The 26,806-nt window shown below is 56.2% G+C and carries 30 protein-coding genes; 1 reads left to right on the top strand and 29 read right to left on the bottom strand.

Translation table 11 applies throughout. The features are described from left to right. Positions 1-7 precede the first annotated feature (7 nt). From G3A56_RS27795 to G3A56_RS27710, 18 genes are all read right to left on the bottom strand, one after another. Positions 8-1,180, bottom strand: coding sequence for a DotG/IcmE/VirB10 family type IV secretion system protein (locus G3A56_RS27795; protein WP_130519722.1), 1,173 nt, complete (start codon positions 1,178-1,180; stop codon positions 8-10). A 12-nt stretch (positions 1,181-1,192) separates the two neighbouring features. Further along, a complete protein-coding gene (locus G3A56_RS27790) occupies positions 1,193-2,296 on the bottom strand; it encodes a DotH/IcmK family type IV secretion protein (protein ID WP_164057010.1) in 1,104 nt (367 codons plus the stop codon). A gap of 11 nt (positions 2,297-2,307) precedes the next feature. Continuing rightward, positions 2,308-2,922, bottom strand: coding sequence for a DotI/IcmL family type IV secretion protein (locus G3A56_RS27785; protein ID WP_130519725.1), 615 nt, complete (start codon positions 2,920-2,922; stop codon positions 2,308-2,310). Further along, positions 2,919-3,626, bottom strand: a complete 708-nt coding sequence (locus G3A56_RS27780) for a DotI/IcmL/TraM family protein (RefSeq protein ID WP_164057009.1) — start codon at positions 3,624-3,626, stop codon at positions 2,919-2,921. Before G3A56_RS27780 ends, G3A56_RS27785 begins: the two co-directional genes overlap by 4 nt. After that, positions 3,587-3,868 carry a hypothetical protein gene (locus G3A56_RS27775; protein ID WP_130519729.1) on the bottom strand — a complete coding sequence of 94 codons (282 nt, stop codon included), beginning with the start codon at positions 3,866-3,868 and terminating at the stop codon, positions 3,587-3,589. The genes G3A56_RS27780 and G3A56_RS27775 overlap by 40 nt, the downstream gene beginning before the upstream one ends. A 9-nt stretch (positions 3,869-3,877) precedes the next feature. Further along, on the bottom strand, positions 3,878-4,837 hold the full coding sequence (locus tag G3A56_RS28615) for a thioredoxin domain-containing protein (protein ID WP_207900515.1): 960 nt from the start codon (positions 4,835-4,837) through the stop codon (positions 3,878-3,880). Positions 4,838-5,008: 171 nt separating this feature from the next. Next, complete coding sequence (locus tag G3A56_RS27765) at positions 5,009-5,344, bottom strand: lipoprotein (protein WP_130519731.1); 336 nt, start codon at positions 5,342-5,344, stop codon at positions 5,009-5,011. 92 nt (positions 5,345-5,436) lie between these two features. After that, positions 5,437-5,712 (bottom strand): hypothetical protein, encoded by a 276-nt coding sequence (locus tag G3A56_RS27760; protein WP_130519733.1) that lies wholly within the window; start codon positions 5,710-5,712, stop codon positions 5,437-5,439. A gap of 101 nt (positions 5,713-5,813) precedes the next feature. Beyond that, complete coding sequence (locus G3A56_RS27755) at positions 5,814-8,423, bottom strand: type IV secretory system conjugative DNA transfer family protein (RefSeq protein ID WP_130519735.1); 2,610 nt, start codon at positions 8,421-8,423, stop codon at positions 5,814-5,816. 4 nt (positions 8,424-8,427) lie between these two features. Continuing rightward, positions 8,428-10,074, bottom strand: coding sequence for a DotA/TraY family protein (locus G3A56_RS27750; protein ID WP_281357820.1), 1,647 nt, complete (start codon positions 10,072-10,074; stop codon positions 8,428-8,430). A 184-nt stretch (positions 10,075-10,258) separates the two neighbouring features. Next, complete coding sequence (locus tag G3A56_RS27745) at positions 10,259-10,804, bottom strand: hypothetical protein (RefSeq protein ID WP_164057008.1); 546 nt, start codon at positions 10,802-10,804, stop codon at positions 10,259-10,261. Positions 10,805-10,821: 17 nt separating this feature from the next. Beyond that, the gene (locus G3A56_RS27740) at positions 10,822-12,321 is read right to left on the bottom strand and encodes a hypothetical protein (protein WP_130519739.1); all 1,500 of its coding nucleotides are present in this window, start codon (positions 12,319-12,321) and stop codon (positions 10,822-10,824) included. A gap of 6 nt (positions 12,322-12,327) precedes the next feature. Next, positions 12,328-13,011, bottom strand: a complete 684-nt coding sequence (locus G3A56_RS27735) for a hypothetical protein (protein WP_130519741.1) — start codon at positions 13,009-13,011, stop codon at positions 12,328-12,330. Beyond that, positions 13,001-13,426 (bottom strand): hypothetical protein, encoded by a 426-nt coding sequence (locus G3A56_RS27730; protein WP_130519743.1) that lies wholly within the window; start codon positions 13,424-13,426, stop codon positions 13,001-13,003. Before G3A56_RS27730 ends, G3A56_RS27735 begins: the two co-directional genes overlap by 11 nt. Continuing rightward, on the bottom strand, positions 13,423-14,424 hold the full coding sequence (locus G3A56_RS27725) for a hypothetical protein (protein WP_130519745.1): 1,002 nt from the start codon (positions 14,422-14,424) through the stop codon (positions 13,423-13,425). The genes G3A56_RS27730 and G3A56_RS27725 overlap by 4 nt, the downstream gene beginning before the upstream one ends. A 10-nt stretch (positions 14,425-14,434) precedes the next feature. Beyond that, the gene (locus tag G3A56_RS27720; RefSeq protein WP_164057007.1) at positions 14,435-15,310 is read right to left on the bottom strand and encodes a hypothetical protein; all 876 of its coding nucleotides are present in this window, start codon (positions 15,308-15,310) and stop codon (positions 14,435-14,437) included. Positions 15,311-15,443: 133 nt separating this feature from the next. Then, positions 15,444-16,199 (bottom strand): hypothetical protein, encoded by a 756-nt coding sequence (locus G3A56_RS27715; RefSeq protein WP_130519750.1) that lies wholly within the window; start codon positions 16,197-16,199, stop codon positions 15,444-15,446. Between the two features lie 12 nt (positions 16,200-16,211). Continuing rightward, entirely contained in the window at positions 16,212-16,859 is a 648-nt protein-coding gene (locus G3A56_RS27710; RefSeq protein ID WP_130519752.1) for a hypothetical protein, read from the bottom strand. A gap of 88 nt (positions 16,860-16,947) precedes the next feature. On the opposite strand from G3A56_RS27710, the gene G3A56_RS27705 reads away from it, so the two are divergent. Beyond that, a complete protein-coding gene (locus G3A56_RS27705) occupies positions 16,948-17,112 on the top strand; it encodes a hypothetical protein (RefSeq protein WP_164056736.1) in 165 nt (54 codons plus the stop codon). A 26-nt stretch (positions 17,113-17,138) separates the two neighbouring features. On the opposite strand, the gene G3A56_RS27700 is transcribed toward G3A56_RS27705, so the two are convergent. The 11 genes from G3A56_RS27700 to G3A56_RS27650 form a co-directional block, all read right to left on the bottom strand. Beyond that, complete coding sequence (locus G3A56_RS27700) at positions 17,139-18,203, bottom strand: helix-turn-helix domain-containing protein (protein ID WP_164057006.1); 1,065 nt, start codon at positions 18,201-18,203, stop codon at positions 17,139-17,141. Positions 18,204-18,473: 270 nt separating this feature from the next. Next, on the bottom strand, positions 18,474-19,472 hold the full coding sequence (locus G3A56_RS27695; protein WP_164057005.1) for a hypothetical protein: 999 nt from the start codon (positions 19,470-19,472) through the stop codon (positions 18,474-18,476). Beyond that, on the bottom strand, positions 19,472-20,896 hold the full coding sequence (locus G3A56_RS27690) for a hypothetical protein (RefSeq protein WP_210255089.1): 1,425 nt from the start codon (positions 20,894-20,896) through the stop codon (positions 19,472-19,474). The genes G3A56_RS27695 and G3A56_RS27690 overlap by 1 nt, the downstream gene beginning before the upstream one ends. A 77-nt stretch (positions 20,897-20,973) precedes the next feature. Next, positions 20,974-21,306 (bottom strand): hypothetical protein, encoded by a 333-nt coding sequence (locus G3A56_RS27685; RefSeq protein WP_164057003.1) that lies wholly within the window; start codon positions 21,304-21,306, stop codon positions 20,974-20,976. Beyond that, a complete protein-coding gene (locus G3A56_RS27680; protein ID WP_164057002.1) occupies positions 21,303-21,617 on the bottom strand; it encodes a hypothetical protein in 315 nt (104 codons plus the stop codon). The genes G3A56_RS27685 and G3A56_RS27680 overlap by 4 nt, the downstream gene beginning before the upstream one ends. 17 nt (positions 21,618-21,634) lie before the next feature. Then, positions 21,635-22,120 carry a hypothetical protein gene (locus tag G3A56_RS27675; RefSeq protein WP_164057001.1) on the bottom strand — a complete coding sequence of 162 codons (486 nt, stop codon included), beginning with the start codon at positions 22,118-22,120 and terminating at the stop codon, positions 21,635-21,637. An 88-nt stretch (positions 22,121-22,208) separates the two neighbouring features. After that, positions 22,209-22,856 carry a hypothetical protein gene (locus G3A56_RS27670; RefSeq protein WP_164057000.1) on the bottom strand — a complete coding sequence of 216 codons (648 nt, stop codon included), beginning with the start codon at positions 22,854-22,856 and terminating at the stop codon, positions 22,209-22,211. A 109-nt stretch (positions 22,857-22,965) separates the two neighbouring features. After that, on the bottom strand, positions 22,966-23,925 hold the full coding sequence (locus G3A56_RS27665; protein ID WP_210255088.1) for a hypothetical protein: 960 nt from the start codon (positions 23,923-23,925) through the stop codon (positions 22,966-22,968). 182 nt (positions 23,926-24,107) lie between these two features. Then, positions 24,108-24,386, bottom strand: a complete 279-nt coding sequence (locus G3A56_RS27660) for a hypothetical protein (protein ID WP_164056998.1) — start codon at positions 24,384-24,386, stop codon at positions 24,108-24,110. Positions 24,387-24,558: 172 nt separating this feature from the next. Further along, positions 24,559-25,368, bottom strand: coding sequence for a hypothetical protein (locus G3A56_RS27655; protein WP_164056997.1), 810 nt, complete (start codon positions 25,366-25,368; stop codon positions 24,559-24,561). Between the two features lie 109 nt (positions 25,369-25,477). After that, positions 25,478-25,771, bottom strand: a complete 294-nt coding sequence (locus tag G3A56_RS27650; protein ID WP_164056996.1) for a hypothetical protein — start codon at positions 25,769-25,771, stop codon at positions 25,478-25,480. Positions 25,772-26,806: the final 1,035 nt, after the last annotated feature.

Here is a 26,806-nt window from a genome sequence, read left to right as displayed (position 1 = left end):
CACGGGTTTATCGCACCCCTTGCGGGATCACCACTGGCGCCAAGAAGACGACGCCCAAGCCCATCCCGGCCGGAGCCGACATCGTAGGGGGGCGGCTGAAATTGCTGGCTGCGGCTTGTGAAAGGTTCTGGCCAAGCGGCTGCAATGCGGCGAGAGCTGCCTGTCCATAGTTCACAGGCTCCCGGCCAGATACGATGACACCATCGCTAACCGCAACGGTCCTGTTATTCTGGACGAGCTGCTGGCCGACCTGACCGACGCCTTGCAGGATAGAAGACAGAAACAGCCCGCTGTATCGCTGCAACGTGTGTTTATCTACGTCTGCTGCAATTCCGGTGCGGGCCTGCGTTTCCGACACGGCAATTGCCGTCACCGGAAATTGAGCACCTGTGTTGGTGACGATCTGATTGAAGGAGATCGCCGCCTGATTGTCGGAGTAGCTGATCTGGCCCACGAGGCGCATGCCCGTCAACGGCCCATTACGCGTGCCTCTAGCCGGGTCGTAGATCACGTCATCGAGCGACACGATAATCGGAGCGCCCGGATCGTCGGAATTGAAAGCCCGATCCAGACGCGCGAAAATAACATCGCCAGTGCGGGCCAGCATCACCATTTTGGGCTGCGGCTTTGCTACTGGCCCTGCCTGTTTCTCTTCCTTGACTTCCGGTGCTTTGTATTTTTGCGTTGCCATCTGAACGCGGGGCGCATTCCCCCCATTCCCGTTGCCACCACGAGCAAGCGCATCGATCTGTGCCTGAATGGCTGCTCTAGCGGCCTGATCCGATACGGGCTGCTGCACCGGAACCTGCGTCACATAGACGGTTCTTTCCGTGGTCTCCTTGATGACGCGCTCTTCCGGCTCGGCCTTCTTCTCTGGCGGAACAACAGGTTCTTCGCCCTTGTCAGCCGGGCCTACCCCGGTAATCACGGTAGGAGCTTGATAATCCCTTCCGCCTTGGCGAGCTTGCTGCGCGTCCTCATTGTTGACGGTAGCGCGCCTGTTGGCCTCGTTTGTATCAACCGGCGTCATTTGATCGTTTCGCGGCACATTTTGGCCATTCGGAAGATTGCTGGCTGTGCCAGCGCCACGGTCAGGTGCCGTTTGCCCCGAAAGCATGAAGGCCCCGGCTCCGATAGCAACGACCAATGCCCCTGCTGCGCCAATAACGAGCTTATTCATGGTCAACCCCTCTTAGTATCGAACCGTTGCGGGGCGCTCCACGCCCGATCTGTCGGAGAAAAGCACGCGATAAGGTAGCCCATTGAACCTATAGGCCGTCTCCCCATCCGGTGTGGGGACCTTTTGCGCGAACTGCGGAGTGAGCATTTCAACATGACCGACGACGACCAGATCACCGTTAGGCGTGGTATAGCCACGTAGATCAGGCGCACCCTCCAAGGCTACTGACCTTGCCCCGGCCGGTATCCTACCGATGATATAGGTTGCCAAGTCGCTCTGCGGCACCGGCCTTCTGGCGACATTCCTGCCGCTCGGCGCATTCCGCCCCTTCAGAGAAACCGGCCTCACTTTTTCAGCGAGCGGAGACCGCCCCTCGATCACGACAGTCAAAGGCATGTCGATACTCACCTTCTGACCGCCCTGCGGCCGGAAGCCGGATTGCGTCAACAACACGATGGGATATGGCCACTTATCAAGCGCCACGTTGATGTTGCCAAACACCTCGAAATAGCAGGGAGTAAGGTTGATCGTGGTAGGCCGCTCACCGGCTTCGCTCGCCTGAGCGCCTGTAGCGTTTCCGCATCCTGCCCCATCCTGCGCCAGCATCTGCGGGTTATACGTTACGTTCGCCACCGGCCACGGATAGCCATCGCTGTCAACGAAGGTGACAGGAGTCGTAAGACCAAAGGCCATCCGCACCGTGGGAGGCGTCTGCATTGGTGTCTTTGCGGCGTTCACAACCCGAGGCAATGCGCTCGGGTATGGATCGGTCGAGTAAGTCGGCCGGACAGCAGCACTCTGAGAACCTAGCGTGGCGTCCCTGATGCGGCCGACCTCGTTGGGCTTGAGGATCATGCCTTCGGTCCGATCCACCATCCCTTGCCTGATTTTGTCCAACTCTTCCCGCGTGAGTTCGCGGGCTGGAAGGTTCGGTTGCTGCGAATAGGTCTGCGTACCTGGCTGCTGCTGATACTGGCCGGGGTCCTGCCGAGGTATCCCTTGCTCACCAACCGGCGCATTGATGTCCTGCTGTTGCTGTTCTTGCGCGACAGCCGCGCCTCCCATCATGACGGAGAGTAGCAGCGCTACCGGAACCCCTTTGGTCTTCATCTTCATGCCCTGCTCCATCAAGACTCGTTCTTGTTGAAATTCTGTGTGGCGCTGATGCTGTCTATCCCGATCCCGTTCGGGTTGGCCTCGGAGGGCCGAAGCGCAACAATCAGCATCGTCAGCAATATGTCCGACCGCCTCGTGTCCACGTTTGACTGCTGAAATTGAACGATAGGGACTTCCACTCGCCAAAAACGGCGTCCCTGCAAAAAGCCGACCTCTTTGATGTTCGGAACGCCGGATCGGTAAGCTGTTTGCGTAACGAAGTTCTCTCTAAAGGCGATAGGGGAGCCGGTACGGTTCACTTCCTGAACATAGGAGTTTTGGCCAGAAGGCGTGAAATACTGCCTCAGAGCCGAACCGATGATCGTCGCCTGATTATAGTAGTCGTATGAATTGACCGCGACTGCGGCATCAGAAGCGAAATCAATAAGCCTCGCTTGACTGATCGCAGCTTCTTTCAGGACCGTCGCGTTGCACGAGCTGCCGGTGCCCTGCTCACGCCAGACAAATTGCGTGACAGGTTTCATCAGATAGGTGTCGGCCGTCATCGCGAAGCTCGCAACGACACCAAGGCCAAAGAGACCGCCAAGACCTATAATCGCAAAGCGGTAGATCTCGACACCTTTCATGGACGCCCCCCTTCTTCGACTGGCTGCGTCGAGACAAGGCGACCAATCGCAATACCCTTTGGATTAAGAGGGGATTTGTGAGTACGAACGATCGTTGCATAGAAATCACGGTTTTCCGACCGACGATCCTGCGAGTTCCGGTAGATCAGCGTCATTGGGACGACGATTTCCCACTCATAGCGAGACGTACCGTCCGGCTGTCGAGTTGGCCCTTGCCTCGATATCACTGCGGGACCGCGTTGGGTTGCGGTAGCGTTCTGATATTTCGCGACGACATCCTTGATGATGCCCCACTCGCTGACCGAAAGACGATAATTGTTGCGGCCTTCAAGCGTCATATAAAGCGACGTGCTGCTGTTGATCTGGTCGCGCCAAGAAGTCCAATCGTAGGTTTGGATCATGCGGATCGCGTTTACCGCAAAGTCGCGAGCGGTCGCGTCTGCCACCATCGGCTCATCAAGGCCGATAGGCGCACACACTGACTGAGCATCAGTCGTGCCCAAGAAGGCAGTTGCCGGGAATTTTACGAACCGCGCATAAAGAATTTGCGCCAGATGAACATAGATCAGAACAACGGCAACTGCCAAAAGCAGCGTGAAAACGCGCATGTTCCGCAAGATCGCGGCCATCGCTGCATTGTCTTCTAAAATAGCCTCTTTCGACTTCACCGCGCCGTATTCCCCTGCAAAATCGGCACCGGGCAACCAAAAACCCCGCCATCGGCGACGTAAGGTTCAGTCACCGCATTTGCCTGTAAAACATATCCGAATAACAGCACTGCGAGCGTCCCCACGATCAGCGCCGTCCATAAGATCGTAAGCTGTTGCTGCTTGGCGATAATCTGTTCACGCGCGATAGAAGGCGCGACCGGATCGGGAAGAGTAGCCAAAGCGAACTTTGGCACCCTTACCTCACTGAATTTCTTCTTCTTATCGAAAAGCCCCATTGGCGACCCTCATTCCTTCAGGAGAGCATCGACAACCGGCATCATGGAATTGTCCCACCCCTTGAGAACGGCGACTTTGCCAGAAGCTTTCGGCACCACGAAAAGCGGTACTGCTGGAGCACGATCAGGCAGATTTGCCGCCAGCGTCAGCCAAACCTCGAAGTTCTGGTTGACCTCTTTGTCGAGGTTGGCATCCGGCGACATGTCGAGACCTTGCGTCTGCTGTGCCATCAGATTGTGAAGCGCCTTGACCTTATCCTGTTGTTTCAGGACACCCCGAATGCCCGGCAACGCATCAAGCTGTGTGGCCTGATCGCCGAGCACGCTCACCGGCACAAAACGGATCGGGTACTTGCCTGACAACGCCTTATGAGCTGCTTGGCAATACGGGCACCGAGGATCGAAGAACATGACAATGGTGTTCTTCTCGCTCGCCTGCTGACCGGCAGGCGTGTCGGAAATGCTCGCCAGTGAGGCTAGGCCGGTCAGCAATTGGTTTGCTACATTCAGGTCGGCAATTTCATACCCGGAATCGACCCCTTGCCGGGTAATGGGTTGCGCCGATGCGATGGCGTTCGGCTGAGCCTGCTGCGTCTGCTGAGTTTGCTGCACCGGTTGCTGCTGTACCGGCTGCTGCTGGTATTGGACCTGCGGAGGCTGGTAAGGCTGCTGCAACGGGAATTGTTGCGCCTGATACTGAGGTTGCTGTGGATACTGACCCGGCTGCGGATAGAAGCCCGGCTGCTGCCCCGGAAACTGCGGATACTGGCCCTGCGATTGCTGCGGATATTGGCCCGGCTGAGGCTGGTAGCCGTTCATCATGGGCGGTGCGCTCTGCGGCGCAAACTGCTTCGGTAAAACAAAGACCCCCAAGCAGGCTACGCCAACGAATGCCGTAGCCCAAATTCCCTGAATGATAATCTTCTGCGTTCCCGAAACGCTTTCCTTCGATGACGTGGTCTCAGCCATGACAATCCCGTTGTTAGAACCCGATAAACCGGTTTTCGCCATCGAGCGAAAGCCATCTACAAATCAACCGTCGCCACCTTAAACGACAACGATTTTAGAATCAATTTTTCTATCAAACATTTCCGGGCAGTTGTAAATGTGTCTCGCTTCACGAGACCTCGCGCCGCTGTCCTACTGGCTGACGACGCGCCAAGCGCCCTCGATCATCCGCAGACTCAAGGCCCGAGTATCCTTCGCGCCCGTTTTGACGCGCTCTAGGGTCACATCGGCAAGATAGGTTGCGTCATCCTGAGACCGGATATTGTCGATTGAAACGATCTTCACAGCCTGAGGCGGGATAACATGCCACTCGGCGGCGGCGGCACCATACGCTTGTACGGCCTCCTGATACTGCTGTGCCATGCGGCTCATCACAGCTCCTTCAATTTCCGCGTGACTCGGCCCCTTATCTCCGCAGCCAGCAAGCAGTCCGCAAATAATCAAAATAGCTATTCGTTTCATTTGCATGTCCTCTCCTGTCCAATGATTCCACCCCAAATAAAAAAGGCACCGGCCTATATGGCAGGTGCCTTCCGTCTCTCGCAAGTTGCAGAATTATTTTATGCGGCGTTCCGAGAGTCATTCGCCAGTCGGGCGGCTCTCATCTCTTCCAGAAGCGCCTTTTGCGTCTCGTGAAGAGCACGGGTTTCCTCCAGCAGATCGACCAGAGTAAGCCTTGCGCATTCGCCTTGGATCAGGAGGTTCGTCAACGTACCTTCTGCCGTTGCATTTCCTTCTACAAGCGTCAGGCCATTAAAGAGGCTTGCATTATAGAGGTCGCGAACATCCGCAGCACGCATCTGGGGCTTTGGTTTTTTTCCGAAGAATTCCAACACCTTAACCTCCTGCAAAAAATTCGACATTAATTTCCGTTTCTAAATATATGTCAAATCCCCAATCATATCAAGGATTTTAGGTCGCTCACGAGTTAAAGTCCTCACTCAGCAGCAGCCAAAAGCGCCCCTGTATTCAAAGTCGCCGCTCGAATGGAATTGTTGCGAAGAGCTGTACGCCTTGCCACACGCAAAGGCTGGTCAATCAAGACACCAAACGCCGCCATTGCCAGCTCGCTATCCGTTGCCGACAACCCTGCGCTGGAAATGCTATCCGCGTAGCGCGCCTTCAGCGCATCCTCCAATTGGTCGATCTCGCGGTTTACCGAGATAGCGCCGCTGCTGCTGTCTAGCGCGGCGAGGCTTTCGACAATTGCAGCATCGAGCTGCCCCTGCGAAACGATGCCGCTTTCCAGCATATTTTTCAGGGTTTCAGCCACAACCTCGATAGGCGTATCAGCCTTTGGCTTGCTCCTTCTAAACCGCTCATCGCGGATCACACTTGAAAGCGTCGTAAGAATATCACGGAGCAGAACCGCAATGCCGTCACGATCCTTATGGTCGAGATATCGCCTCGTCGGATCAGCCTGCGTAAATGACCACTCTTTGATGCCTTCCGCGCTCAGCTCCTCAAGCATCTTCTCTTGGCGATCACGCTTGCGAATTGCTTCTATCGATTCAGGATCACGAGATTTTACCGGCACAAAATGGTTTAGCCGCCATTCTGTGACTTCAGGGACCCCACCGGTATAGAAAGCGGTATAGCGGATCGTCCGGCTCTCACCACGTCGAATCCGACCTTCCCGCGTCTGCGTGCCTACGATCAAATGGAATTGGCCGTCTTGCTGCCCTGCGATGTCGGCATATTTGATCACGTCCTCTTCTTCGTAACTGACCTCATCACTCAAACGGGTGGTCTTGAAGGCAGCGCGCTGATCAACCTTCATCCCTCTCGAAACAGGGGTCATCACTTTGGATCCCCACCCCCGGATCAGCTTAAATGTGTTGCTGTCTTCGCCCCCGACGAAACGGCCAATATGCCTCAACGTGGTATTCTGAAGCGTCTCTTGGGCTTCCTGCGGGGAGGCTTTTTCGAGAGAGTCGGGCGTCTGCATACCGAACGTGCATGAAACCCCAAAAGAGCGGGCTTGCGCAGCGGCGACAGAAAATCCCTCGACAACATAATATCCGTACTCATCGAAAATGAGCGGATAGGGCATGTTCGATTTGCTAGGTGATGCGTCCACAATACTGCGGCGGTCGCCCTCAAGCGGCTTATGGAGCAGGTTGCCGAGAACCTGTTTCACAGCCGCAACCGTGATCTTTCCAAGAGCCGCTGTGCTTGGTGGAGCTTTTTCGAGCGAGGGGATCATTACAAACACTATGCGACGGTTCAGGAAAACGTCGCTCATGTTGATTTCACCGACCTGCGCGTTAAACACATGCCCGAAGGAATAGGTCAGCATCGCAGCGGGTTCCGACAGGCTCATCGTCATGTAACCCCACTGTCGGTACACCTCGGCACGAGAAGTTTCGTTCGCTTGGTTCTGATCGCCGCCGCCCGTGCCTCCCGCGAGCTTTCGATAGCTTTCTATCATTTCTCGGGAGAGCGCTTCGACCTCGTTTTCGCCAGACAGGAGCGCCATCGCAATCTTCGTATCGTTGGCGTCGATCATGGGAGGCGGCTCTTTCGGCATGACCTGGCTATAGCCCGGCAGATCGAGAAGAACCTGCTCCAAGCTCTGGCAAGCCTGCTTCAACCGAAGAAAATCTTCATGCTTGCCTTCATCCGGCAGGCTGACTACGCGGCCGTGCTTGTCCCTGAAGCGGCCAAACCATACGAGGTTTTCAACGTTATTAAGCTGGAAAAACTCTGTCAGCAGTCGCGGATTGTAGTCAACATATCCCCGCTCTTGAAGGAAAGTCAGAGGCCGGGGAAGCGCCTTGTTGAGCTGCATAGCTCGCTGCGCGAACACGCTGTTCGATCCTTCTGCTGGCGGAATGAATGTTTCCATCAGCGTGCTTTTCTGGTCAGATGACCCCATCGAAAAGGGGTTGAAAGTGTTGGTCAACTTGACTTCGGAATGGCCGTAAAAATCCTTCGCGCCCATCATGAAGTTGAGGGTGAGAAAGTCCTCATCCCTACCGAAAAGGCGGGTGATTTTCTTCAGTGAGTTGAGGGTATCGGCCGATGCCTTACCGTCAACCATAATCGCACCGCTGTTCAGGCAAAGGGCATTGAACACAAGTCCAAATATCTCTTCGGACTTACCGGAACCGGTGCCGCCAAGAACCATTCTGTGGGTCTGGATGTCTTTCGCGGCAGACCACACCTCCTGACCAGAGTACGCCCCCCGGCCTACTCCGTGGTAAATGACGCCAGCGCCAACGTCGCCTGTAGACTTGTCTTTGAAGCCCTTTTTGCCGAGGTCCATCGGAACCCGGTAAGGGGCATCCCACAACTTACGGGCATAGCTCCCCTGTGACAGAGCGAGGAATACCGCGCCAATCGCCAGAAGTTCCGGCCAGAATGGTGCCCAAGACAAGAGCAGAGCTATGACAGCCAAGCCAAAATAGGGCTTGAGAACGTCAGCGGGATCGTTGTGGCAATCCTTCACCCATTCGGTGAGGCTTTTCCTCCTTTCGCGCCGGGAGGATAAGCGAACAACGTCTGTATGCTCGACGCCTTCAAACTCTCTCGTGCGCTTCGCCATTCAACTACTTCCCTGTGCCACCAAGGCGACGGGGCGGATTGCTCCCTCCGTTGCCAAGGCCCCCGCGAGGCTGGTTCCGCATCCGGGCAATCTGACTGCCAGTTCCGGCCAACGACCCACGCCCGCCGATGGCAATCTGCGATGCTGCCGCAGCAGCAGGATTTCCAAGCATCCCTTCGCCGCGCTGCGCTTGCGATCCGAGGAACCGGCTCATACCTGCCTCGACGCCATCCATCACGGCATCCCCAACGCCGTCGATCAGGCCGCAGCAGATGGAAACCAGCGCTACCGCCGCCGAGGCGTAGATCATGAACCCGCCGATTGCCAACGCGATATTGCCCAACTGCCCCCCGGCGCTGACCGGTCCAGCATAAGCCATGGCCGCATATGCGTTTCGTGTGAGGATGTTGAGGAAATCCAGCCCCACGCGCATGAGCATCATGCAGAAGATAAGTCCGATGATGATGAGAGCCGGGCGCACCAGCAATGCCAGCAGCACCATCAACGCTCGCGCGATGCTCGTCCCCTGCAAACCACCTTGCCGGTTTGGGTAGAACATTTGCATCAGCCAGAACGGCGCTGTGATGATCGTCTGTACCGCCAAGATCAACCACGAGAGTGCGGCGAGAAAGAAGTAGATCAGCGGCATGTACGGCACGACCACAGCCAGCAGAAAGCCGATGGCGACCAATAGCCAGCCGAGGGGACCCACCATTTCAAGCAGCTTTCCTCCGATATACGCCAGTGGGTTCACCATCCCCACCGCCGATTCCGACGCAATTTCACCAGCTTTGGCAGCAGCGACGAGAGCGCCGCCGGCACCGAGCATCGCACCGCCCGTCGTTTGCAGTTGCGGGATAGGATCGGCCCAACCTTCTCCGTTCAGAGAGTTGCCTTCATTGTTCTGGCCCATCATGCCGAGCACCCAATCGGTCAGACGGCCCCAACCCATACCCGCACCGCGAATAGCCGCGATATCAGACGAGTTCGTCCCCAATCCGCTATCTCGGTTTGCGTTGTTCAAGAATGTGCCCGACATCTGATCGAGGTTGGCCATGTCCGACGAATACTGCTTGAAGAAGACTTCCAGTTCATTTGAACACGTTGATTTCCAGAAGGCCCACGAGCTGGAGACCACGCAGCCCCAAGCTGCCGCCAGATCGCGCGAGGCAGGAGTAGCAGAAACGGATATCCCCTTGCGGATGCCGTCGCGGGCAGAGGTCGCATTCACGAGAATACGCTGGTAGAGGACCGCATAGAACCAGCCGTTTCGATTAGAAGCAGACATTGCCTGCGCAGTTGTCTGGCGCAGCTCCGGTTCAGATTGCTGAAACTGAGTGTTGATGGCTTGCTTAGCCGCCGCCACAACCGTCGAGATAGACTGCCCAATAGCGTCCACTTCTGCCGGGCCGCGCTTCCGCATGCCATCTGCAGGGTACAGTATGTCAGTCAACCTCTGCGCTTCGGTATCGAGCGACGAGAGGATTGCATCGGCACCGGCCTTACCTGTTCGGGCAGCATATTTGCTGATTGTGCTGGCGATCTGGTTCTGGATGGCCATGTTGGAAGGATCAGCGTTCGCGTTCGCCTGAGCGTTCGGCACCGATTTTTCAATGGAATAGGTAGCCGTAACGCCGCCGCAAAGCCCAATGCTGTCATTCAGCGAAGCAGGAGCTTTGAAGTAGATGCTCCGTTGCGCAAATCCTTCTTGGGTGTCTCGTACCTCTGCCCCGAAACAGGAGTAATCTGGCCGTTCGTCGTTGCCATACTGGCAAGACTTTTATTCAGCGAACGTTTGCAAAGCTCGCCGCCCACCCGCGCCTGCAACGCTTGGGTTATAGCAGTCCGCAGATCAGATTCGGTGCCATCCCCCCGTCACTCCACCAGCCGCTCTCATTCAGGTTCGTGAACGTCTTGTTGACGGCATTGGCACTTGCCATTTTATCGCCAGCGATGCGCCACATCGAGTCCCCGAGGCCAGACGACCATACGGCCACCTGCATCGTGCCTATTTGCAACGCGCTGTATCCGTTGAAGGCCGGGAAGCAGAGGATCGCGCCCAAACCGGCTAAAACAAGCGTCCAGCTTGGGTTCATTGAACGACCACCGGCCTCGCCATCATTTGCCGTATCTTTAAGGGCCGCGAATATGAGGTAGGTGGCAACGACAGCGATGACAGCCAGCATCGCCCAATTCAATGTTGTGACGAGCTGCGCCAGAATATCGTTGGTGTTATCGCAGCTACCGCCAGACGGAGCCGCTTGACCACCCGGCACCCATAGGTAATCGAACGTGCAGCCAAGAATTCGCCGAAGGAATACGAGGCCCGCACTATAATCTTCGGGAGTGAAAAGCTCTGTAATATCCGGCCGCTCAGCCATTGTGTCCCCCTAAGACGTTAAATACTCATACGTGGTGTGGCCGCATTTCTAGGCTCAGCCGGGCGCGCTCGTGTCTTGCTATCAAGGTCAGACCTACTTGCCTGCACCACGGCCCTCATATTCGACATGAAGGTAGCAAGCTCGTCGCCAGTAGGCGTCAAACTTGGGGAACCGACGCTTGAAAGCGATCCCCCCATCTGTTCCATTGATTGCGTAGCCGCCACGTGGGCCTCAAATGCCCGCGCAAATATCTCTGCTGGTTCGGTCAGGTACGCCGCATACTGCGGAGAGATAAGGCCCTTTTCTTCCAGCGCCGAGACAATCCTTCTGGTGGATTGCGCGAATTTATGGGAGCGAACCTTTTCCAAGATAAAGTCTTTATCGCCAACATTGTGTATCTGGTGACCGATCTCGTGAATCAGGGCACCGGGCCGCGTCGGCACAATGTGAATTGCGTGAAGCTGAATATCTTCGTTGGCTCGATAAAGCGTTGCCGATCCACGGTCCAAGCCACCGGCCCGGCCCATATCAGGGGCAAAGAAAAACTTCACGGTTTCATCGCCGAAAAGGCGATCTCTCGGCATTCCAAAGGCTTTCGCCGCTGCCGACAGCGCTTGAGTAATACGTGCCTTGGCGTCAGTGGCAAGATCGAGCGACAATCCCTGTTGGACGGTAAAGGTGTTCGGGCCGAGATCGGGCGCACCCTTCGGCTGGAATTTCGCTCCATCATAGGCACGATAACTAATCCGTTCGCCCGCAGCCTCCACGAGCCGCCCGCGCAGCGATGAGGCAAGATCAACCTCCGCAAGACCGGTGGCATTGATAACCGAAACCTCGCGCGCAATGGCTTCCACCATTGCCTTGATTGACGTGTCGGCCGCGATCTGCGCCTCGCGCCCACCCGCATCCCATTCCATCAGGCTATCGAGCTTCTCTTGCCATCCATGCCGACCGGTAGAGACAGCTAGCAGAACCGTTCCCCATGTCTCGGCCGCGCGTAAAGGACCAACCTTGGCTACTAAGCGGTCATAAACCCCGAACGCGTCCCCCTCAAATGGCAGTTGCTTGGCGGCAGCGGCTCTTGCACCCATCACCGCATATGCATGCTGGATTGAACGGTTTATATGCTGCAAGAGGGGAACCGGCGCGTCGGCCGCAAAAGCGTTCAGCACCGCATCTGTGACCTCGCGGGAGGATCGAGCGGGAGGCGCAATGTTCGTTGGCGCCCGTGCTGTAACGCTCAGTGCCCCCATAATGCGCCCCTTGTCAAAGAATGCTTCCAGCCGGGTCACGACATCATTTAGCGAGCGCACATCGTTCATATGCTCATAGATCGCTGGGCGGCCATCGTTACCGCTCTGGATCATCGCCCATCTGCCTTCGTATGCCTTCTCAACAGCCGCAGGGCTAGGCTTATGCGCTAGCTCCAATCGGAGAAGATAGCGGCCCCCGCTCTGCCTCAAGGAAAGCGAGATGCCGGGGCCGAAATCGAACCACTTTTTCGCGTTCTGGTCCATCTCTCCTCACCTTTCATCGAAGCTGAACGGGTTGATCCCAAATCCTATGTCGCTAACGCGCCCGACCAATTCCTGCTCGTTTATGACGCCTGCCGGGGCAAACTTCGTTCCATCGTGCTTGACGAGGCAACATTTATCGAACTTCAGCTTCTCGCCGTTCTTGTCCTGTGCCTGCAACAAGGCACACGCCTCCATCTGAATCTCACCGGCCTTTTCTTTGCCGAAGGCCAGAGTGACCCGATAACCTGGCTGCACTGCCCCCTTCGGTTTCGGGGCTATAACGAAAAGCCAGAGTCCCGAATCCGGCCCATCACCTTTGAACCAAAGGACGCTGCGGCCGGGAGGAATAGCGTCACAGCCAATTCGCGCAATATACTCGCCGATTGGCATGCCGCCCGGCTCACCATCGATGAACGCCTCTTTTTCCGCTGCATATGCAGCATTCTTGAGGGTGATGTTCAGTGAGGTAGATTCCTCAACTGACAGCCTTTTCACCTGCGGCGAAGCCTCTTGCTTCGGCGTGGCGGCAACAGAAGGCTGCTCGAACGACGTTTCGCGCTCCGATCGCTCGAATTCCCCGATCTCATCCTCATCCGAGAACCCGACCTGATCTTTCGCCTGCTTCTCGATCATTGCAGCGCTCGGAGCATCGTCGTCATCTTCCACACTCGAATACGCATCAACCGTCATAGTCGCTCTCCGCATGTTTCGATCCGCTCGATGCAAGTCGCTCGTCAGCCAGCCTCTCCACGGCTTCCTGAATCTGCTTGGCGGCATAGAGCATCTTCGGCATTCGGCTGATCCGACCTAACGCCTCATTGATCGCCGCCTTCATCCTGTCTGGATTGAGCTGCACATCAGATTTGCGTCGAGCCTCTTCGTGCTTCGCCGCCGTTGCCAGCTCTGAAACGTAGATGTCCCGTGCAGCCGAGGGGCGCGAGGGATCATCTACCTCATAGGTAATTTCGATGTCGCCATCGCCGACCTCGAAATCCTGATCATCGAAATAGCCGTCGCTATCCGGGACAGCCACATCAACGTCTACTGTCGCTATCTCGTGGCTATCGTTGTGATCTGCGCGTTCGGCTGGCTTATTTCCTGTCAATTCGATCCCTGTGCCTCTGCTGCGAGCATTCCTGCAACGACCGCGGCCTTGCGAGCCTCTGACTCCGAATGGTAGGTGCGGAGGCGCATCGAAAGTGCCCGCAAGCGGTTAAGTTCGATCATCAGGCCACGCTCTGACTGCATCTGAAGAGCATTGGTCCATTTTTGATAGGCGGGACCACCGCCATAGTTGTCTATCAAGGCATCCATGGCCTGAAGGACGCTCCCCGCCCCATCTCCGTCCCCGCTGGCCTTATTCGACATCGCCGCGACCGCAGCCAACGAAACTAGCGCAGGCGAGCGCCAAGCCTCTGCCTCGCGCGCACGCAGCATCGAGAATTCACCTCCAACAGTGCCTGTCTCATTACCCGTGGGCTTCTCCACCGCAAAACCAGCGAGCTGCTGGATTACTTTTCGCTTATCCTCTTCCGAGGCATTTACATCGAGCAACAACGAGGCGTCCGTCGAGCGCGGATCTCGCCGGTCAGCCGCCTGCTGCGCGACACTCGGAACAGATCCCGGCGATACGTCGATCTGCTTGTAAACACGCGAGGTTGAGCTACCGGTGCCATCAATAGCGCCCGTCACCTTCTGCAAAAACGCCACTTGGGCGCATGCATTGGGTCCTTGCCCTGTCTCATACGAGTAGTTTTCCTTGATCGCGACCAAACGCTCGCGCCGCATCTGCTCAGTTACGGTATTTGCGTAAGCCTCTTGGCTCTTCTTGGTGGCCTGCTGCAACCTTTGCCCTTCGCCGGAAGTTTGCCGGTTGAGCACCTTGAGCGCTGCGAGGACCTGTTCCAGCGTCTCGGAGCCAGCTTTGGCGACATCATTTTCCAAAATCTGCGTTTCTTGGATCAGATGCTTTTCGACTTGCTCGTGGGTGGCAATCCATCCAGTGCTAATCGCACACCATGCCGCAGCGGCCGAATTAGCGCCAAGCAGCATGCTACCGCCGAGAACAACTGAACCGAGAACAAAACGCTTATGCTTTTTCATCGGACAGCTCCTATTGAAGACCGGCGCGGCGCTGGCCAGCGCCTACAGAGACAACGCCCTCGTTGCCGTTGAACACAGCTCGGTTAACCCGAGACAGGGCATAGGAAGACAGCGCCAGTTCCGTTCTCGCATTGTCTTTGACCTGAAAAGCCATCAGAGCGATGTTTGCGGCTTCAATCCGAACAGCGTCGAGCAGCGTGGCTCTCAGCGGCTTGTCGGCGCTGGCCTGCGCCCACTTCACCCCACCATCGTCACCTGTCCAATGCTTCATCAGCTCGGCCAGCTTTTCTCTCGGGCCACCCGGCTCATTTTCGGCAGCGATGGACGACAAAACGTTCACCACGACCGAACGACGAACATCGTTCCTGTTCTTTTCGAAGGTCTGCAAATCGCCTGCCACACCGCCACCGGCTTGCTTCTCAATCGGGGGTCCGGCAACGAAATTGATATACTCTGCCGCCGCCGAGCTGTTGCCGCTGAATATAGCTTCGGCATCAAAGTTCGAGCCGCTTTGCGCCAATGACGCCCAATCCTTCGGGGACCCATATTGGCCCGGCTTGAAATAGGTGCCATTACGATAGGACGCGGCTTTCCCGGCCATTGCCATGTTTGCAGCATAGAAAGACTGGCTCTTTGTCTGCAAACCGCAACTGTCATAGCCCGTGACGCCATAGCGCTCTTTCGCATCGGCAATTTGATACGCCTGCCTCTGCGCAACATTTGCGCTTGCTGCCGCTTCAGCAGATTTCTTTACCACGGTAGAGGTTTGCTGACCCGATCCCGATTCCTGTTTCGTCAGGACCTTCAGCGCTGCCAACAGAAGCTGGCGTTGGCGCATCTCTTCCGTGATGAGCAACGTCTTCGATTTCACGATCTGCGTCGTCACAGCAGTATCGAGCTGTAGCGTCCGCTGGATTACATGCGCCTCAACAGCACATGTCACGGCAAACGCAGGGACGAAATCCCCGCCATCGTAATCGCAGCGAGATAAAACGCCGCCTTTTTCTTCGAAATAACGGTCATTGCATATCGCCTCCCATACCCGACACCGCCACGCCCATCATTGTCGAACGGGACGCTGAAAGCGCCGCGCCGCGCATACGGGCATTCATCAATTCCAGACGATCCCCTACAACTTCAGCATTAGGCTTGATCGTCGGCAGTGGGGCGAGGACATCAATGTAGTCCGCAGCCGTCACGACTTCAGCGCCGCCATAATTTCTATTCACGAGAAACGGCGCTGCATTCGAATCCCCGGCGTTGCGCTCGCTTCGAACGGTCGATTGGCAGTATGTCGGGCCGAGGGCCGCACGCTCCTGATCGGTGCAGTAATGTCCGATCCTCTTAAGAAGCGAGTTCTTGATTGTCGCGGCCGCGTTTCCGCCGCTGCTCAGGTATTTCTGATCAGATGACCGGAAAGCGGTCAGCATCTTCTTTTCGGAATTATCGACACCTGAGAGACCCGACCTTGCATCCACAACAGCGCAGGATGTCTCACCTTGACCAGTTTCATACGAATATCGGTTTTTGATGTCGGCCATACGGAGCGCCTGCTCTTGCGCAAGTTCCGCATTCACCGCCGCCTCTTCCGATTTCTTGATCACGTGCTGTGTTTGGGATGCTGAGCTGGAGACTTGCCGGTCAACCGTTTTCAGGCCAGCCATGAAGCGCTCGAAACTAGTCGCCCATTCCATGATCGTTGCATTGGCAGCGCCCGGCATCGTCGTGCCAGCGAAAGCGATGCCAATCACCAGTGCGGTTGCTGCTTTTCGCATCGGATATCCCCTTTACTGCTGGAAGAGATTTCCGAACGGGTTGCTCGTGTTTCCGGTATTGCCGGTGGGCTGCGTTCCATTACCCACCGTGTTGTTTCCAGCCTGCACGGCAGGCGGGGTCATGATCGGCTGGTCGATGCCGTTGCCGGTGCTCATTGACGCCAGCGTGAAGTCATACTTTCCGATGCCAGGAATACTCGGAAGCTTCAGCTCTGTTACGCTATTCCCTGAACCGCCAAGCAGCTCATTCATCTGTCCTCCCATGACGGAATCGAACTGGTACATATTGTTGTTGATCTTCCCCACCACCTTCTGCAGTTGGTCATTGAGCACTTGGCAAACTTGCTGCTGAGCTTTCTGGATCAAACCATTGATCAACTGATCCGCCGCCCCGCCCAAGAAATCGAAGCTTGTGGGGATCAGGTTCGAGAGATCGAGGGAATCGAGCAGGTTTGAGCCAAGGCAGCTATTGGCCCCGTTAAAAAACTCGGAGCTATCCACTTTCGCTGCATCGAGAAGCGCTATCTGTCTCTGAACCGCTGCATCGGCCGCTTGAGTGATCCCGCATCCACCCGCACCTTGAGCGGAAGCCGGTGAGGCCGCAAAAATCGCCGCCGAAACTGCCAACCCTGCAAACGTCGCCTTCGTTGTGGCACGCATGTCCGTCTCTCTCCTGTTAGCCTCTTTCCCACGCGGCAAGAGCCGCCAAAGCAATTCTCAAATTTCTGACGGACAAAACCGCCGCGAGATGATCGGCACCATATGCCGCCGTCTTCTCGAAACCTTGGCCGGTGCGATCCTCGACCGCGAGCGGCTTGTACAGGTCAACGAGGACGGCACCTTTCAGCGGATTTACCGCCAGTTGAGTTCCGCTATCGGGGTTTGCGTTCTCTGGCACTCGCTCGACCTCTGAATTTCACTGTGAAATCAAAAAAAGATTTACTGCATAATGCGGCAATATCCAACCCCCGCAGGCCGCATTGAGAGCAATCCCGCAGAGTTGAATAAGAACGGCCTGTCGGCAGGAAAAACGCTAAATACGGAACCTTTGGACGATTTTGATAAACCGCTCTTCGATTTTCGGAGCATCAAGGGGATATTTTTCTCGGAGCAGAACTTTCGGAAGGCATTCGCCACAATATCTGCATCAGGGGTGACGCCTGTCGAATGCTCCCTAACCAGATCACGCCAATGGCTGAAATAAATCGATCCGCTTGCTGGAAATGCTACGGCTCCAATGGCCCGCCCACCTTCTCTGCGCGGCTCTGTTGTCTTCGATCTTTTATTTAAAAAATAAGATTCTGATTTCTGCCTAGTATTTTGTGTACCCCTTGCAGCGGAAACCGGGCGGTCAGACCGGTCCTTTTTTTGCATTCGCTCAAGTCGAGCGCGGCACCAGTTCACGACCTTGATCAAGCAAGCCTGAGCGGGCCGTATAATCGACGTTACACCCAACGTCTTCCCGCTCTCAACCACGATGAAACCGCTCGATTTCAGATGAGCCAAAGCCTGCTCGACTGATGATCGGCTGCACCCCGCCTTTTTAGCTATTGTCGCAATGGAAGCGTCACATCGCCCGCGCGCGAGGGCGCTAAGCTCGCAGATCGTGTGCAATACCGCTCGAAAACTGGCACGAGGAAGCTTCGCATAGATCTCGGCTACGTTTGCCCCGCTCTTTTCGAGCTTCGCTGAGAACCAACCCGCACTGATGTTACGAGTTCTCGCCTGCGCACGCCGTTCCTCCAAGGTAAGCCTCGAATGGATGGCCAAGGGTGTGCCCCATTTTACCGGTCGCGCTCTCCGGCCCGCCGAGAGTTCCGCCCGACGCTCATTCACCGCGCCGTAGACAGACTCCACAAACTCATCATCCAGTAGCCCGCGAGCGTGCGCACCGATGACAGCCTTGATGCAACTATCCAACGCCGAATGTGACCATGTATTTTTGACGTTAGATAGGATTGTTCGTTCGCTGAGTTGGCACGTCGCCAACGCTGAAGCACTCATCTTTCTCTCTTTCCGGTTAGCCGGAAACGCCGAGAAAAAAAGACAAAAAGACTTGCATTTCGCCCTGAAGGAATCTACCTTCTAGGGAGAACGGCGCTCGGCAAAAGCGTTCTTTTCTATCTTAGTTTTCGACCCCGGACGGGAGACCGTCTGGGGTTCGGCATTTCTGGGTTAGCTTTCTAGTCCTTGACTGATTCCCTTTCCAAAATTTTTCACAATGAAACCCGACAGAAAAAGTATGTCAAACTTTTTAACGCCGGGTAACTCATTCTACACGGCTGCAACTGCTGGTGACGTGGCTCTCTCTGAGCGCACCGACATAGTAGCCTCCGTTTTTGCTCCCAAATGCTGACTGATCAGCTCACGGGAGAGATTCGCCACAACCTCATTGTACACGACCAGCGCGCCTTTGATGCCGATCATCCCATCAAGGGACTTATCGCTCGCCGCAGCGCATAGAATCGCGGCTACGTCCGACGCCGATGCGATCTCCTTCGCCACTGTCGAGTTGCGCACCACGGCCGTGCCAAGCTTGTTGCTCCAATCTGCGCAAAGCGCATCCTTGGATTTGTCGCAAACATCGTTCTTGGCTTTTACGATTACGCCGAAGGTCTTCCCACCGAAGGCAGCCAGCGCGCCTTTTTCGCTGAGTGACGCGGCGCACCTGGCTATCTCCTTTTGGTCCCAATAGACCCGGAAACCACTGGCCGCGTCAGACGCGCCCTCTCGAATTCGGATCGATGCGCCGGGAGTGAAAAGCTTTTGCGTCGAGTCCCCGAAAGGATCGGTGCCGACAAAAAGACCGGTATTGATCGCCCCTTGCTGCCGTACAGCTTTGACGATTTGCTCATGCATCTCTTGCAGCCGAGGCCGGATCAGATCGCGAACATGATCAATCGTAACCTTGCAGCCACCGTGGACCATCCTTGTGAGCATGTCACAGGCGATGTATTCCGCCCGCGCCTCGTCGTCTGCCTCGCTGATAATCCCCGTCATTCCTAAAAGGAGGCCGGAAACGGAAGCCACGTCAGCTTTCATGAAGCCGACACGGCTTGCCACGCTCGATGTCAATTGCTCGAGCACTTTCTTGTGCCCATCGCGCTTGAGCAAAAAGCAGTGCCGGATCGCGCCGCTTTCGTCCGTATACATTGCCTTTTCGCCCATTCGCTTCCCCGCGAGAGCCGAAACGGCGGCAAAAAGGTTGCCTTCAACAGCATATCGCGTCCGACTGACGCTCCCGCCCTGCACATTCTGGAACAGGGCCATCATCACGCTGTCTTCGGGACTGCCATCTCCCAAGAACGGCTTCCAGTGAAGACGTTCATAACCATTTCCGAAATCGGGGATTTTCCCTTCGCTTCGGCTTCTTCCAGCGCCTGAGCGAGAGGTTGAGACCACATGGGCGCAATGGACCGGGCGAGGCCAATCCCGTCATCGTCCAGACGCGCACTCTTGAACGCCCATATCTTCGTGACGCCCTTAGCCTCAACTGTCGCTTGGTGTTCTTCGCGTAGGATCGCATAGACAGATGCCATCGGCATATCGATCAGGTGCTCCTCGCCGGGTACTGCGATCCGCACGCTCCACTCGCCAAGATTCAGGGGCTTCTCCTCGTTGAAGCGTACATCGGTGATCACGGCCGGGACACCGATCTCTCTATCGGTGTGATCTGTCCCGTCGATATAATCGACGGCGGCATTGAACAGCGTCGAATCTCGCAGCCTTGAGACCAGCTTGGGGTAAACCGTGACGATAGCGCCGGGTGCGAGTGTTGGTGCTATGTCGAGCAGGAAATCAAGCTTGTGCCCGGCATCGAGCACCATTTTCTCAAGCCCCTTGATTTCCTTTTCAGCATCGCGTGTCCATTGATTATCCCAAAACCCTTGGGCGACCTCCAATGGGTGTTCTGTCGCTCCAAGGCTGCGCAATTCGTCAGAGCGGTTCATCACACGGTCGAAAATCGGATCAGAGAAACGAATTTCCTGACCACTCGGCGCGAGGCTTTCCAGCCGCTCAACAACCGACATCTCGCGGCCAAGGGTTTGATCGATCATCCATCCCTTGCCCCGCGCTACCGCGTCCTCAACAGCCAGCACATCGATTGGCTTGATTGTCTCCTTGTAAGTCAGCTTGTTGAGCGCAAGGGGACGTTCGGACATGCGTGCTGATGCCGCGTTGCCACTTATCAGCGATGCCACTTCTTTCACCTGCGCCCGCCAGTCATATTCTCGCAGCCGCAGAGGATTTTCGCCGAGGGCGTCCAGCAAGGCCACGCGCATCTGAAAAGCGGTGTCCAGCTCGCCCATGATCGTGCGCTGCATGCCGGAAGGCAGCGCGATCATACGGCCCATCAGCTTCTCAGAATATTTCGTCTCGATATCGGATTCCGGGTCGATATCGAGCGTGACGGCAATATCCGGGTTATTCTTGAGATATTCGCGGCTGACAAATTGCCCCACCTCGTTGAGAAGGTCGAGCGTATCCTTAATGTTGGACTCGTTTTCACGGGTGGCCGTAGAAGCCGCTGTAAGCGAACGGTTCTTTCGGTTGAACAACTGCGCCAGACGATCCGAGCTGGCCAGCCCTTGCAGGGGCACCGTATAGAGCGGAGGATGAATTTGCCCGACACGATTGATGCGGCCGTCCATCTGGCGCTCCTGCGTCACATCGCCCTGCATCTGCGCCTTGATCATCTCCCGCTGCCGCACGTCGAAACCATTTGCGGGTGACGCCTGCGCCGACAGGCCCACAGCGGCCGACTGGTTCAGGATCAGAACATCCACACGACCGTTATTGAAGTCCGAAACAACATCGTGCTTAAGCGGCTTGGGCCGGGCGCTAATGACAAATCCGCCCCATCTTCCGCTGGTCGCGACATAAAGGAACGGCCCGTGATTTCTCCCAATGATAACCCGTGCTTTTCGAGTGCCACGGCTAAGTCGTCGATCACGGTCATCGACAATAGGGAAAAGTCGGCCGCATCCACCCGCGCATTGAAATCAGCCAGCCAATCTTCGTATTCGTGAAGGCGAATTTCTGTGACCGCCCCGAATCCATTGCTTTCCTTAACGGTCAGCAACCGGTCAGCTACACGCTTGATCACATGCCCGAGGTGGGGCTTCTCAGGAGGACATAGGCTGACCCCTTCATGATGCCCGCATTGTCGGCATCATCGAGGCCATCATTATCCCAATGGCTCGCGATCAGATCGCGCATCAACGTGTCGCCAGTATTGGCGACCGCCACCAGAGGCTTCCTGCCTTCGGCGATTGACTTCAGCACGAGGTCTTCCAAGAAAACCCCATTGATAGCCAGCGTCAGGTAGTTCGACAAATGATGGAACCGGGAGGCTGGTGATTGATAATGCACGCCGACCGAGCCTAGAGCACGGTCCCGTTCCGCACCCTCTGGCATCTGTTCGATGTCCTTTTTCAGCTCCTTTTGCCGATGCTGAGACCAATCTTTGACCTCGCGGCCGAGGGCCAGCAACTCGGACATCTTGTGCGCGAAAAGATCGACCTTTTCGAGTACCTGAGCAAAGCGAACCGGATCGACATCTTGCAGAGAAACAGTTTCGCGAGCGACTTCAGTGTTGTCGAGTTCACGCGCAATAAGCCCTCCGACCGCGCCATCTCGTAAGAAAGCGCTTCCTGCAAAGCCAGCGGCTCTTTTTCGATCAGCTCCACCAGTCTGTCGGGCGGAATCCCGACATCCGGTAGCGCAGAGCCGTAGACGCGCAAATTCCGCGCACCCTTCAACGCCGTCCCTGACGCATATGCAACGGAACCACCTGCCGCTTTGACGCCCTCAACCAGTGCTGTCATCGAGAGACCGACGTTCGACCCCTCACCGGCTGCTCGATGAGCCTCGTCCATGATCAACAATGGTGGCTTGTCCTGCTTGCCAAGCCACTCCATGATCGCCGCAAGTTTCGCTTCCCTGCCCTGCGCGCCGAGCTGCGAATATGACGACAAGATCATGTTCATCGACGGATCAATCGTCTTTTCACGTTTGGCAGACGATGGCGATGCCCGGAAAACGAAACCCTCTCCACGTCGCCGCTCCCCTGAAAATCGGGTCAAGGATCGATGCATCCTTACTGCTGTTGACGATGTAGGGTTTGATAAACTGCGGCAGCTCATTGGCTGGCTTCCGCATTACCGTGGCCAGATCGCGCGCTACAAAATCCGTGAATAACGAGGCATTATCGGTGAAGAACAACACCGGCCGATCCTCTTTGAAGGCCGCACGGGCGAGCGCCGCGAGCTGACGGCCTTTCCCAACGCCCATCAGATCTCCGACAATAATGGATTCTGCCCGCAGCGCTTTATGAAGCGCAAGCCCTACACCATCGACCTGTCCAGCATGCAGCAAGCCTCCCAACTCGCTGACCTCAACGCCAAGGCTGTCTGCAACAAAATTATCTACCGGCCCGCGAACGCGCTCCAGCTCCGTGAGGGCAAGTGCGACCGGTTCTGCCAGCGCTTTTTGAATCTTGAGAACAGGGCCACCAACAAGGGAGGCGGACTCATACGTGACTTGGAACGGATCATTCTCAACAACCAAGTCATCGACCAGCACATCAGGCGAAACCACGAACTCGGCCTCGTCCTCCGACATCTCAAGTTCGTCTTCACTGACCGCCTCGAACACCGGTTCCTCGACACCTGGACCGACCGGGGAACTGCCGGGACCAGAGCCGCCGGCACATCACCGTTGGGCGTCTCATCTGTCGTGATATCAGCGTCGTCAAAGTCGGGAGCTACGAACGTTCTAGCAACCCGGGTGTCTGGCGCCGAGCGCCGAGCCATAATCTCGTCCATGGCCAAACGTGCAGCATCGCCCCACGCGAATAGCTGATCAGTGGTATGGAGATATGGCAGCTCATCGGGGATTTTTTTCGCTCTCTCAGCGGAGAGCGGGTTTTCAAGCCGGGGCCAAGGGCATAGACGATCACAGGGAACTCAGCGCCGGATTTCCGATAGAGCCTTCCGTCGAGCATGGCAGCGCCAGCAACCTCGAAGGTCGCATGGAGATAGTTGTTGAAGAAGCGTGTCGCTCCCTCAAGCTTGCCTTCGCCCATCATCTCACCCGGTAGAACTAGGAACGAGCGACCACTGTCCGCTCGCACCTGGTTCAACGCGTCATAGACGATCCGATGGTCAAGGCGTGAGATGGAGAGCGTGCGGCCCTCTCTATCAGCCACATTCTGTGCCTTGATCGCCTCAAAGGGTGGGTTTGCCAGAACGGCGTCAAACGCCATTCCTCCAAATCCACCTTCAGCGTTCACTTCGAAAGCTCGCGGCCTGATATTTACAAACGGTGCGCCCGCATCCTTCAGCACTCTTGTGCCACGTTCTGCGCGTGCCTTGTCCAGCTCAAAGCCTTCTATACGTGCTCCGGCCGCCGCAGCGCCGAGCGCCAGCGTTCCGTTTCCGGCCGTTGGCTCAAGCACCAATTCTCCCTCGCGGATGCGCAATATATCCTGTGCGACAGCCGAGATCGTAAGAGGCGTTGAATATTGCTGCAAACGCAGCCGTTGCGCATTTCGTTCGCCATGAGCGGCAGACCTATCAGTCAGCTCTCTGGCGACTTCACGGAAAGCCCCACCGCTGCGCACGAGGTTTGCAGCTTGGACCGCCAATGCGGCTTCAATTTCCTCCTGAAAGGCGAAAACGCTAAGGAAAGGAGACGCGTCATCGACAACTATATCCTTGTGCAACCGGGCTATCGATCCCCGGTCAAAGCTATCACCTTGCACGATAGCCAGTGCTACACCGGCCGCGCACCCTGCCAGCTCAGTTGTTCGAATCGCGCGTAGGAACCGATCACGATGCTCGCCTTTTTCACGACCGTTGCTGAAGCGGTCGTACTCGTAGTGGGCCTCATTCGCTTTGTTGACTGCTACTCGGCCCCGATGGTTTCAAATACCTTTGAACCGGCGAGGTTAAGGCCGATCTGGCGCGGAGTGACCATATCACCCATGCCGGTGCCGCTCATGCACTCGTGAAAACGCTTGGACAAGAGCGCGCGGTCGGCAACATCGACGTTGAAATCATCGTCCCAAAGCCGCCTGATCGGAAGGCCGCAAGCAACCCACAAGTCGCTTGGATCGAGATCGCCGGGCGGTCTTACGACGAAAATCGTGGCTTCGCCCCTCGTAACCGTATTGAGAACGGGCACATTGCAATACTTCAGACCGCCCGCACGCCGGTTGCCCGCACATCATCGGTCGTCGCAATCAAAAGATCGCCTGCATTGCCGTGCATGCGAGAAGCACGCGGTATATACGCGGCTCCGATGCCATCGACAGAAAGAATGGGGAGTGGAACGGAAGGCATACCTTAGCCCCGGCCTAGAAGTCGCGACCCGGCGAGGCAAAACGCGCGGGCGGGCGACTTTGAAGCGAAGAGGAAGGCTTTTCTCCTCCAGCCGACAGCAACCTTTCATGCGCTCTAATCGCTTCCTTCGCAGGCGTCGGCGTGACCTCTGGCGCGGACTTTGGCAGTGCAGAATAGCTCGTAACTGCATACGCGGCCGGACGCTCTAAAGCCCCGCCGTCTGCACCGCGAATGGCTATTGCTATCGCCCCGGCGAAGGAACCCGAATGAAACAACTCTGGCCGCTTCAGCAGATTATCCATCGACTTCCGTACGATTGGCACCGTAAAGCCCGGTGTAAGGGCAACCGATGCCTCTCCGGACTTCACCACATCATAAATCCGTTGAACCGCTGCGCTGTCCTCGGGAGCGGCTTCGGACATCCGGTCGATGACGATCTGCGCCGAAACGCCAGTCGCCGCCGCAATTGCTGCCGCTGCCGCCGCTGAGTTGCTATCGAGCTGGCTACGTTTCAGCGTGTCACCAAAACCGTTCGACAATTGGAACTGCACGCCATTCCCGAGGTCAGCCTCAAAGCTTGCGCTCCGCATGTAGAACGCCTTGCTCTGCGCCTCGCCTTCTTCATTTTTCTCTGAAATCGTCACGATCACGGTTCGAGCCATAACGCCAGAACCAACCGGCGACCGAACGTCGAAAGCCTCTTTGACAGCGCGTTGAGCCTCATCCTTTGAGGAAGGTGACAGCAACACCGCCTTGTCTGGCTGGTAAACCTGTAGCCGCATCGAGCCATCGGAAAATTTCGAGAGTGACACCGTACCCGACATTGCTGCCTGAAACTCGGATCGCTAACAAAGCCATATGCTGCTTGCGCGTAATACTGGCGATCACTGAAATCGAGCCGGGTATTGTTGAGCAAGATTACTCCGCCCGGCTTCACGCCTTGATCGTTTGTCCTATCGGCGAACTCGGATAGCTCTCTTCGATTGGCAAAGCGATCTTCCATAGACGCACCCGCTCACGATCATCAACATCATTGCGGCCCTTCATCATGTTCGCCGCTCGCGCTGGTGACATGAGTTGGACGGTCAGCTCTTCGCCATTTTGAAGTTGAGTGCCCTTAACGGACGTTACACCGTCTTTTGAGGTGTATTCGCTCACACTGAGAGCGACGTTGCCGAGGGTGGCAGGCAATTTTGGACCAGCAAATTTCTTAGCACGTTCGGCCATGCTCTTCTCCAACCAACTAAATCACCGTCTGACAGACTCGCCAGCACTCACTGCGAAATAACAGACAGCAATCAAATTGATTGTCAAGCCGGACTCAAAAACACTGTCGAATCACCGACGAGGACGGACACGCCGAAACCCTACAGAGCAGCTAGTTTCCATGCATTGTCGAGGCCAATTGACAATGCATCTCTGTCGGAAAAAAATCTCTCGTGTCGAATGGGCGACCACCTGACCGTAAGCTAAGGCAGTGGCCTTTCGCGCTTCTTCCGTCGCAAAGATCGTGGCTTTTGAAAAACGCACGTCGAACCAGCCACCTCGTTTTAAGTCCACGGAAAATAACGGTCTTTCGGTCGGCAGCATCCCGATTATTTTCCCGACATGTTCTGAGTGCCCCAAGACAATCGGCATTATGAAGCCGTCTTCCAGCCACAAGCCCGATGCAAAATCTGGAAATTCGGGTGCAGCCATCGCTTCACAAGAAGCGCAGCGGCATCCGATCCGATCTTAGAGGCCGCGCGCTCGATGACGGCTTCATACAGCTCACGTTGCACATCGAACGGGTTGGGACATTTTGCTAATCGGGTAGCCACAACATCCGCAAACGCACCTTCGACAACGAATCGCGTTAGCTGCGAGACTGTGAACTCAGTACGTTGATCTGGTGCGCTCAAACCTTGTACCTACCTTGGAACAGTTTCATGATCACTTGCCGCTCGATCATGTCACGAGGCGTATAACCTTTACGGGACGCATAGGCCGCGAGCGCGATGTAGACGACCCAAAAAATGACGAATGGCCAAAGGAGGGGTAGCTTTGTGAACTGCCACACCATCCCCGTCGCGATCCCCGAGGGGATAAGCAGCATCACTGAACCATGAGCCCTAAAACCCATTGATCGGCTCGCCCGTCCAGCGCCACCCATCACCGGAAAAACTTACCCGCTCTTCATCAGCCATTCCGATCTCCTATGAACTGGTTGCATGAATAGGGCCAGCAGCGGATTTGCCCGACATCCAAATGTGTGAAGCGGGA

Origin of the sequence: Rhizobium oryzihabitans, from assembly GCF_010669145.1 — a bacterium.
Lineage (GTDB): Bacteria > Pseudomonadota > Alphaproteobacteria > Rhizobiales > Rhizobiaceae > Agrobacterium > Agrobacterium oryzihabitans.
This window is presented reverse-complemented; position numbering and strand designations above follow the sequence as displayed.

Excerpts from the sequence above, each read along its gene's own strand:
- G3A56_RS27795 (WP_130519722.1), bottom strand. The coding sequence starts at position 1,180 with ATGAATAAGCTCGTTATTGGCGCAGCAGGGGCATTGGTCGTTGCTATC.
- G3A56_RS27790 (WP_164057010.1), bottom strand. The coding sequence starts at position 2,296 with ATGAAGATGAAGACCAAAGGGGTTCCGGTAGCGCTGCTACTCTCCGTC.
- G3A56_RS27785 (WP_130519725.1), bottom strand. The coding sequence starts at position 2,922 with ATGAAAGGTGTCGAGATCTACCGCTTTGCGATTATAGGTCTTGGCGGT.
- G3A56_RS27775 (WP_130519729.1), bottom strand. The coding sequence starts at position 3,868 with ATGGGGCTTTTCGATAAGAAGAAGAAATTCAGTGAGGTAAGGGTGCCA.
- G3A56_RS28615 (WP_207900515.1), bottom strand. The coding sequence starts at position 4,837 with ATGGCTGAGACCACGTCATCGAAGGAAAGCGTTTCGGGAACGCAGAAG.
- G3A56_RS27765 (WP_130519731.1), bottom strand. The coding sequence starts at position 5,344 with ATGCAAATGAAACGAATAGCTATTTTGATTATTTGCGGACTGCTTGCT.
- G3A56_RS27755 (WP_130519735.1), bottom strand. The coding sequence starts at position 8,423 with ATGGCGAAGCGCACGAGAGAGTTTGAAGGCGTCGAGCATACAGACGTT.
- G3A56_RS27745 (WP_164057008.1), bottom strand. The coding sequence starts at position 10,804 with ATGGCTGAGCGGCCGGATATTACAGAGCTTTTCACTCCCGAAGATTAT.
- G3A56_RS27740 (WP_130519739.1), bottom strand. The coding sequence starts at position 12,321 with ATGGACCAGAACGCGAAAAAGTGGTTCGATTTCGGCCCCGGCATCTCG.
- G3A56_RS27735 (WP_130519741.1), bottom strand. The coding sequence starts at position 13,011 with ATGACGGTTGATGCGTATTCGAGTGTGGAAGATGACGACGATGCTCCG.
- G3A56_RS27725 (WP_130519745.1), bottom strand. The coding sequence starts at position 14,424 with ATGAAAAAGCATAAGCGTTTTGTTCTCGGTTCAGTTGTTCTCGGCGGT.
- G3A56_RS27715 (WP_130519750.1), bottom strand. The coding sequence starts at position 16,199 with ATGCGAAAAGCAGCAACCGCACTGGTGATTGGCATCGCTTTCGCTGGC.
- G3A56_RS27710 (WP_130519752.1), bottom strand. The coding sequence starts at position 16,859 with ATGCGTGCCACAACGAAGGCGACGTTTGCAGGGTTGGCAGTTTCGGCG.
- G3A56_RS27705 (WP_164056736.1), top strand. The coding sequence starts at position 16,948 with ATGATCGGCACCATATGCCGCCGTCTTCTCGAAACCTTGGCCGGTGCG.
- G3A56_RS27700 (WP_164057006.1), bottom strand. The coding sequence starts at position 18,203 with ATGAGTGCTTCAGCGTTGGCGACGTGCCAACTCAGCGAACGAACAATC.
- G3A56_RS27695 (WP_164057005.1), bottom strand. The coding sequence starts at position 19,472 with ATGATGGCCCTGTTCCAGAATGTGCAGGGCGGGAGCGTCAGTCGGACG.
- G3A56_RS27690 (WP_210255089.1), bottom strand. The coding sequence starts at position 20,896 with ATGATCAAGGCGCAGATGCAGGGCGATGTGACGCAGGAGCGCCAGATG.
- G3A56_RS27680 (WP_164057002.1), bottom strand. The coding sequence starts at position 21,617 with ATGCCAGAGGGTGCGGAACGGGACCGTGCTCTAGGCTCGGTCGGCGTG.
- G3A56_RS27675 (WP_164057001.1), bottom strand. The coding sequence starts at position 22,120 with ATGGAGTGGCTTGGCAAGCAGGACAAGCCACCATTGTTGATCATGGAC.
- G3A56_RS27655 (WP_164056997.1), bottom strand. The coding sequence starts at position 25,368 with ATGTCGGGTACGGTGTCACTCTCGAAATTTTCCGATGGCTCGATGCGG.
- G3A56_RS27650 (WP_164056996.1), bottom strand. The coding sequence starts at position 25,771 with ATGGCCGAACGTGCTAAGAAATTTGCTGGTCCAAAATTGCCTGCCACC.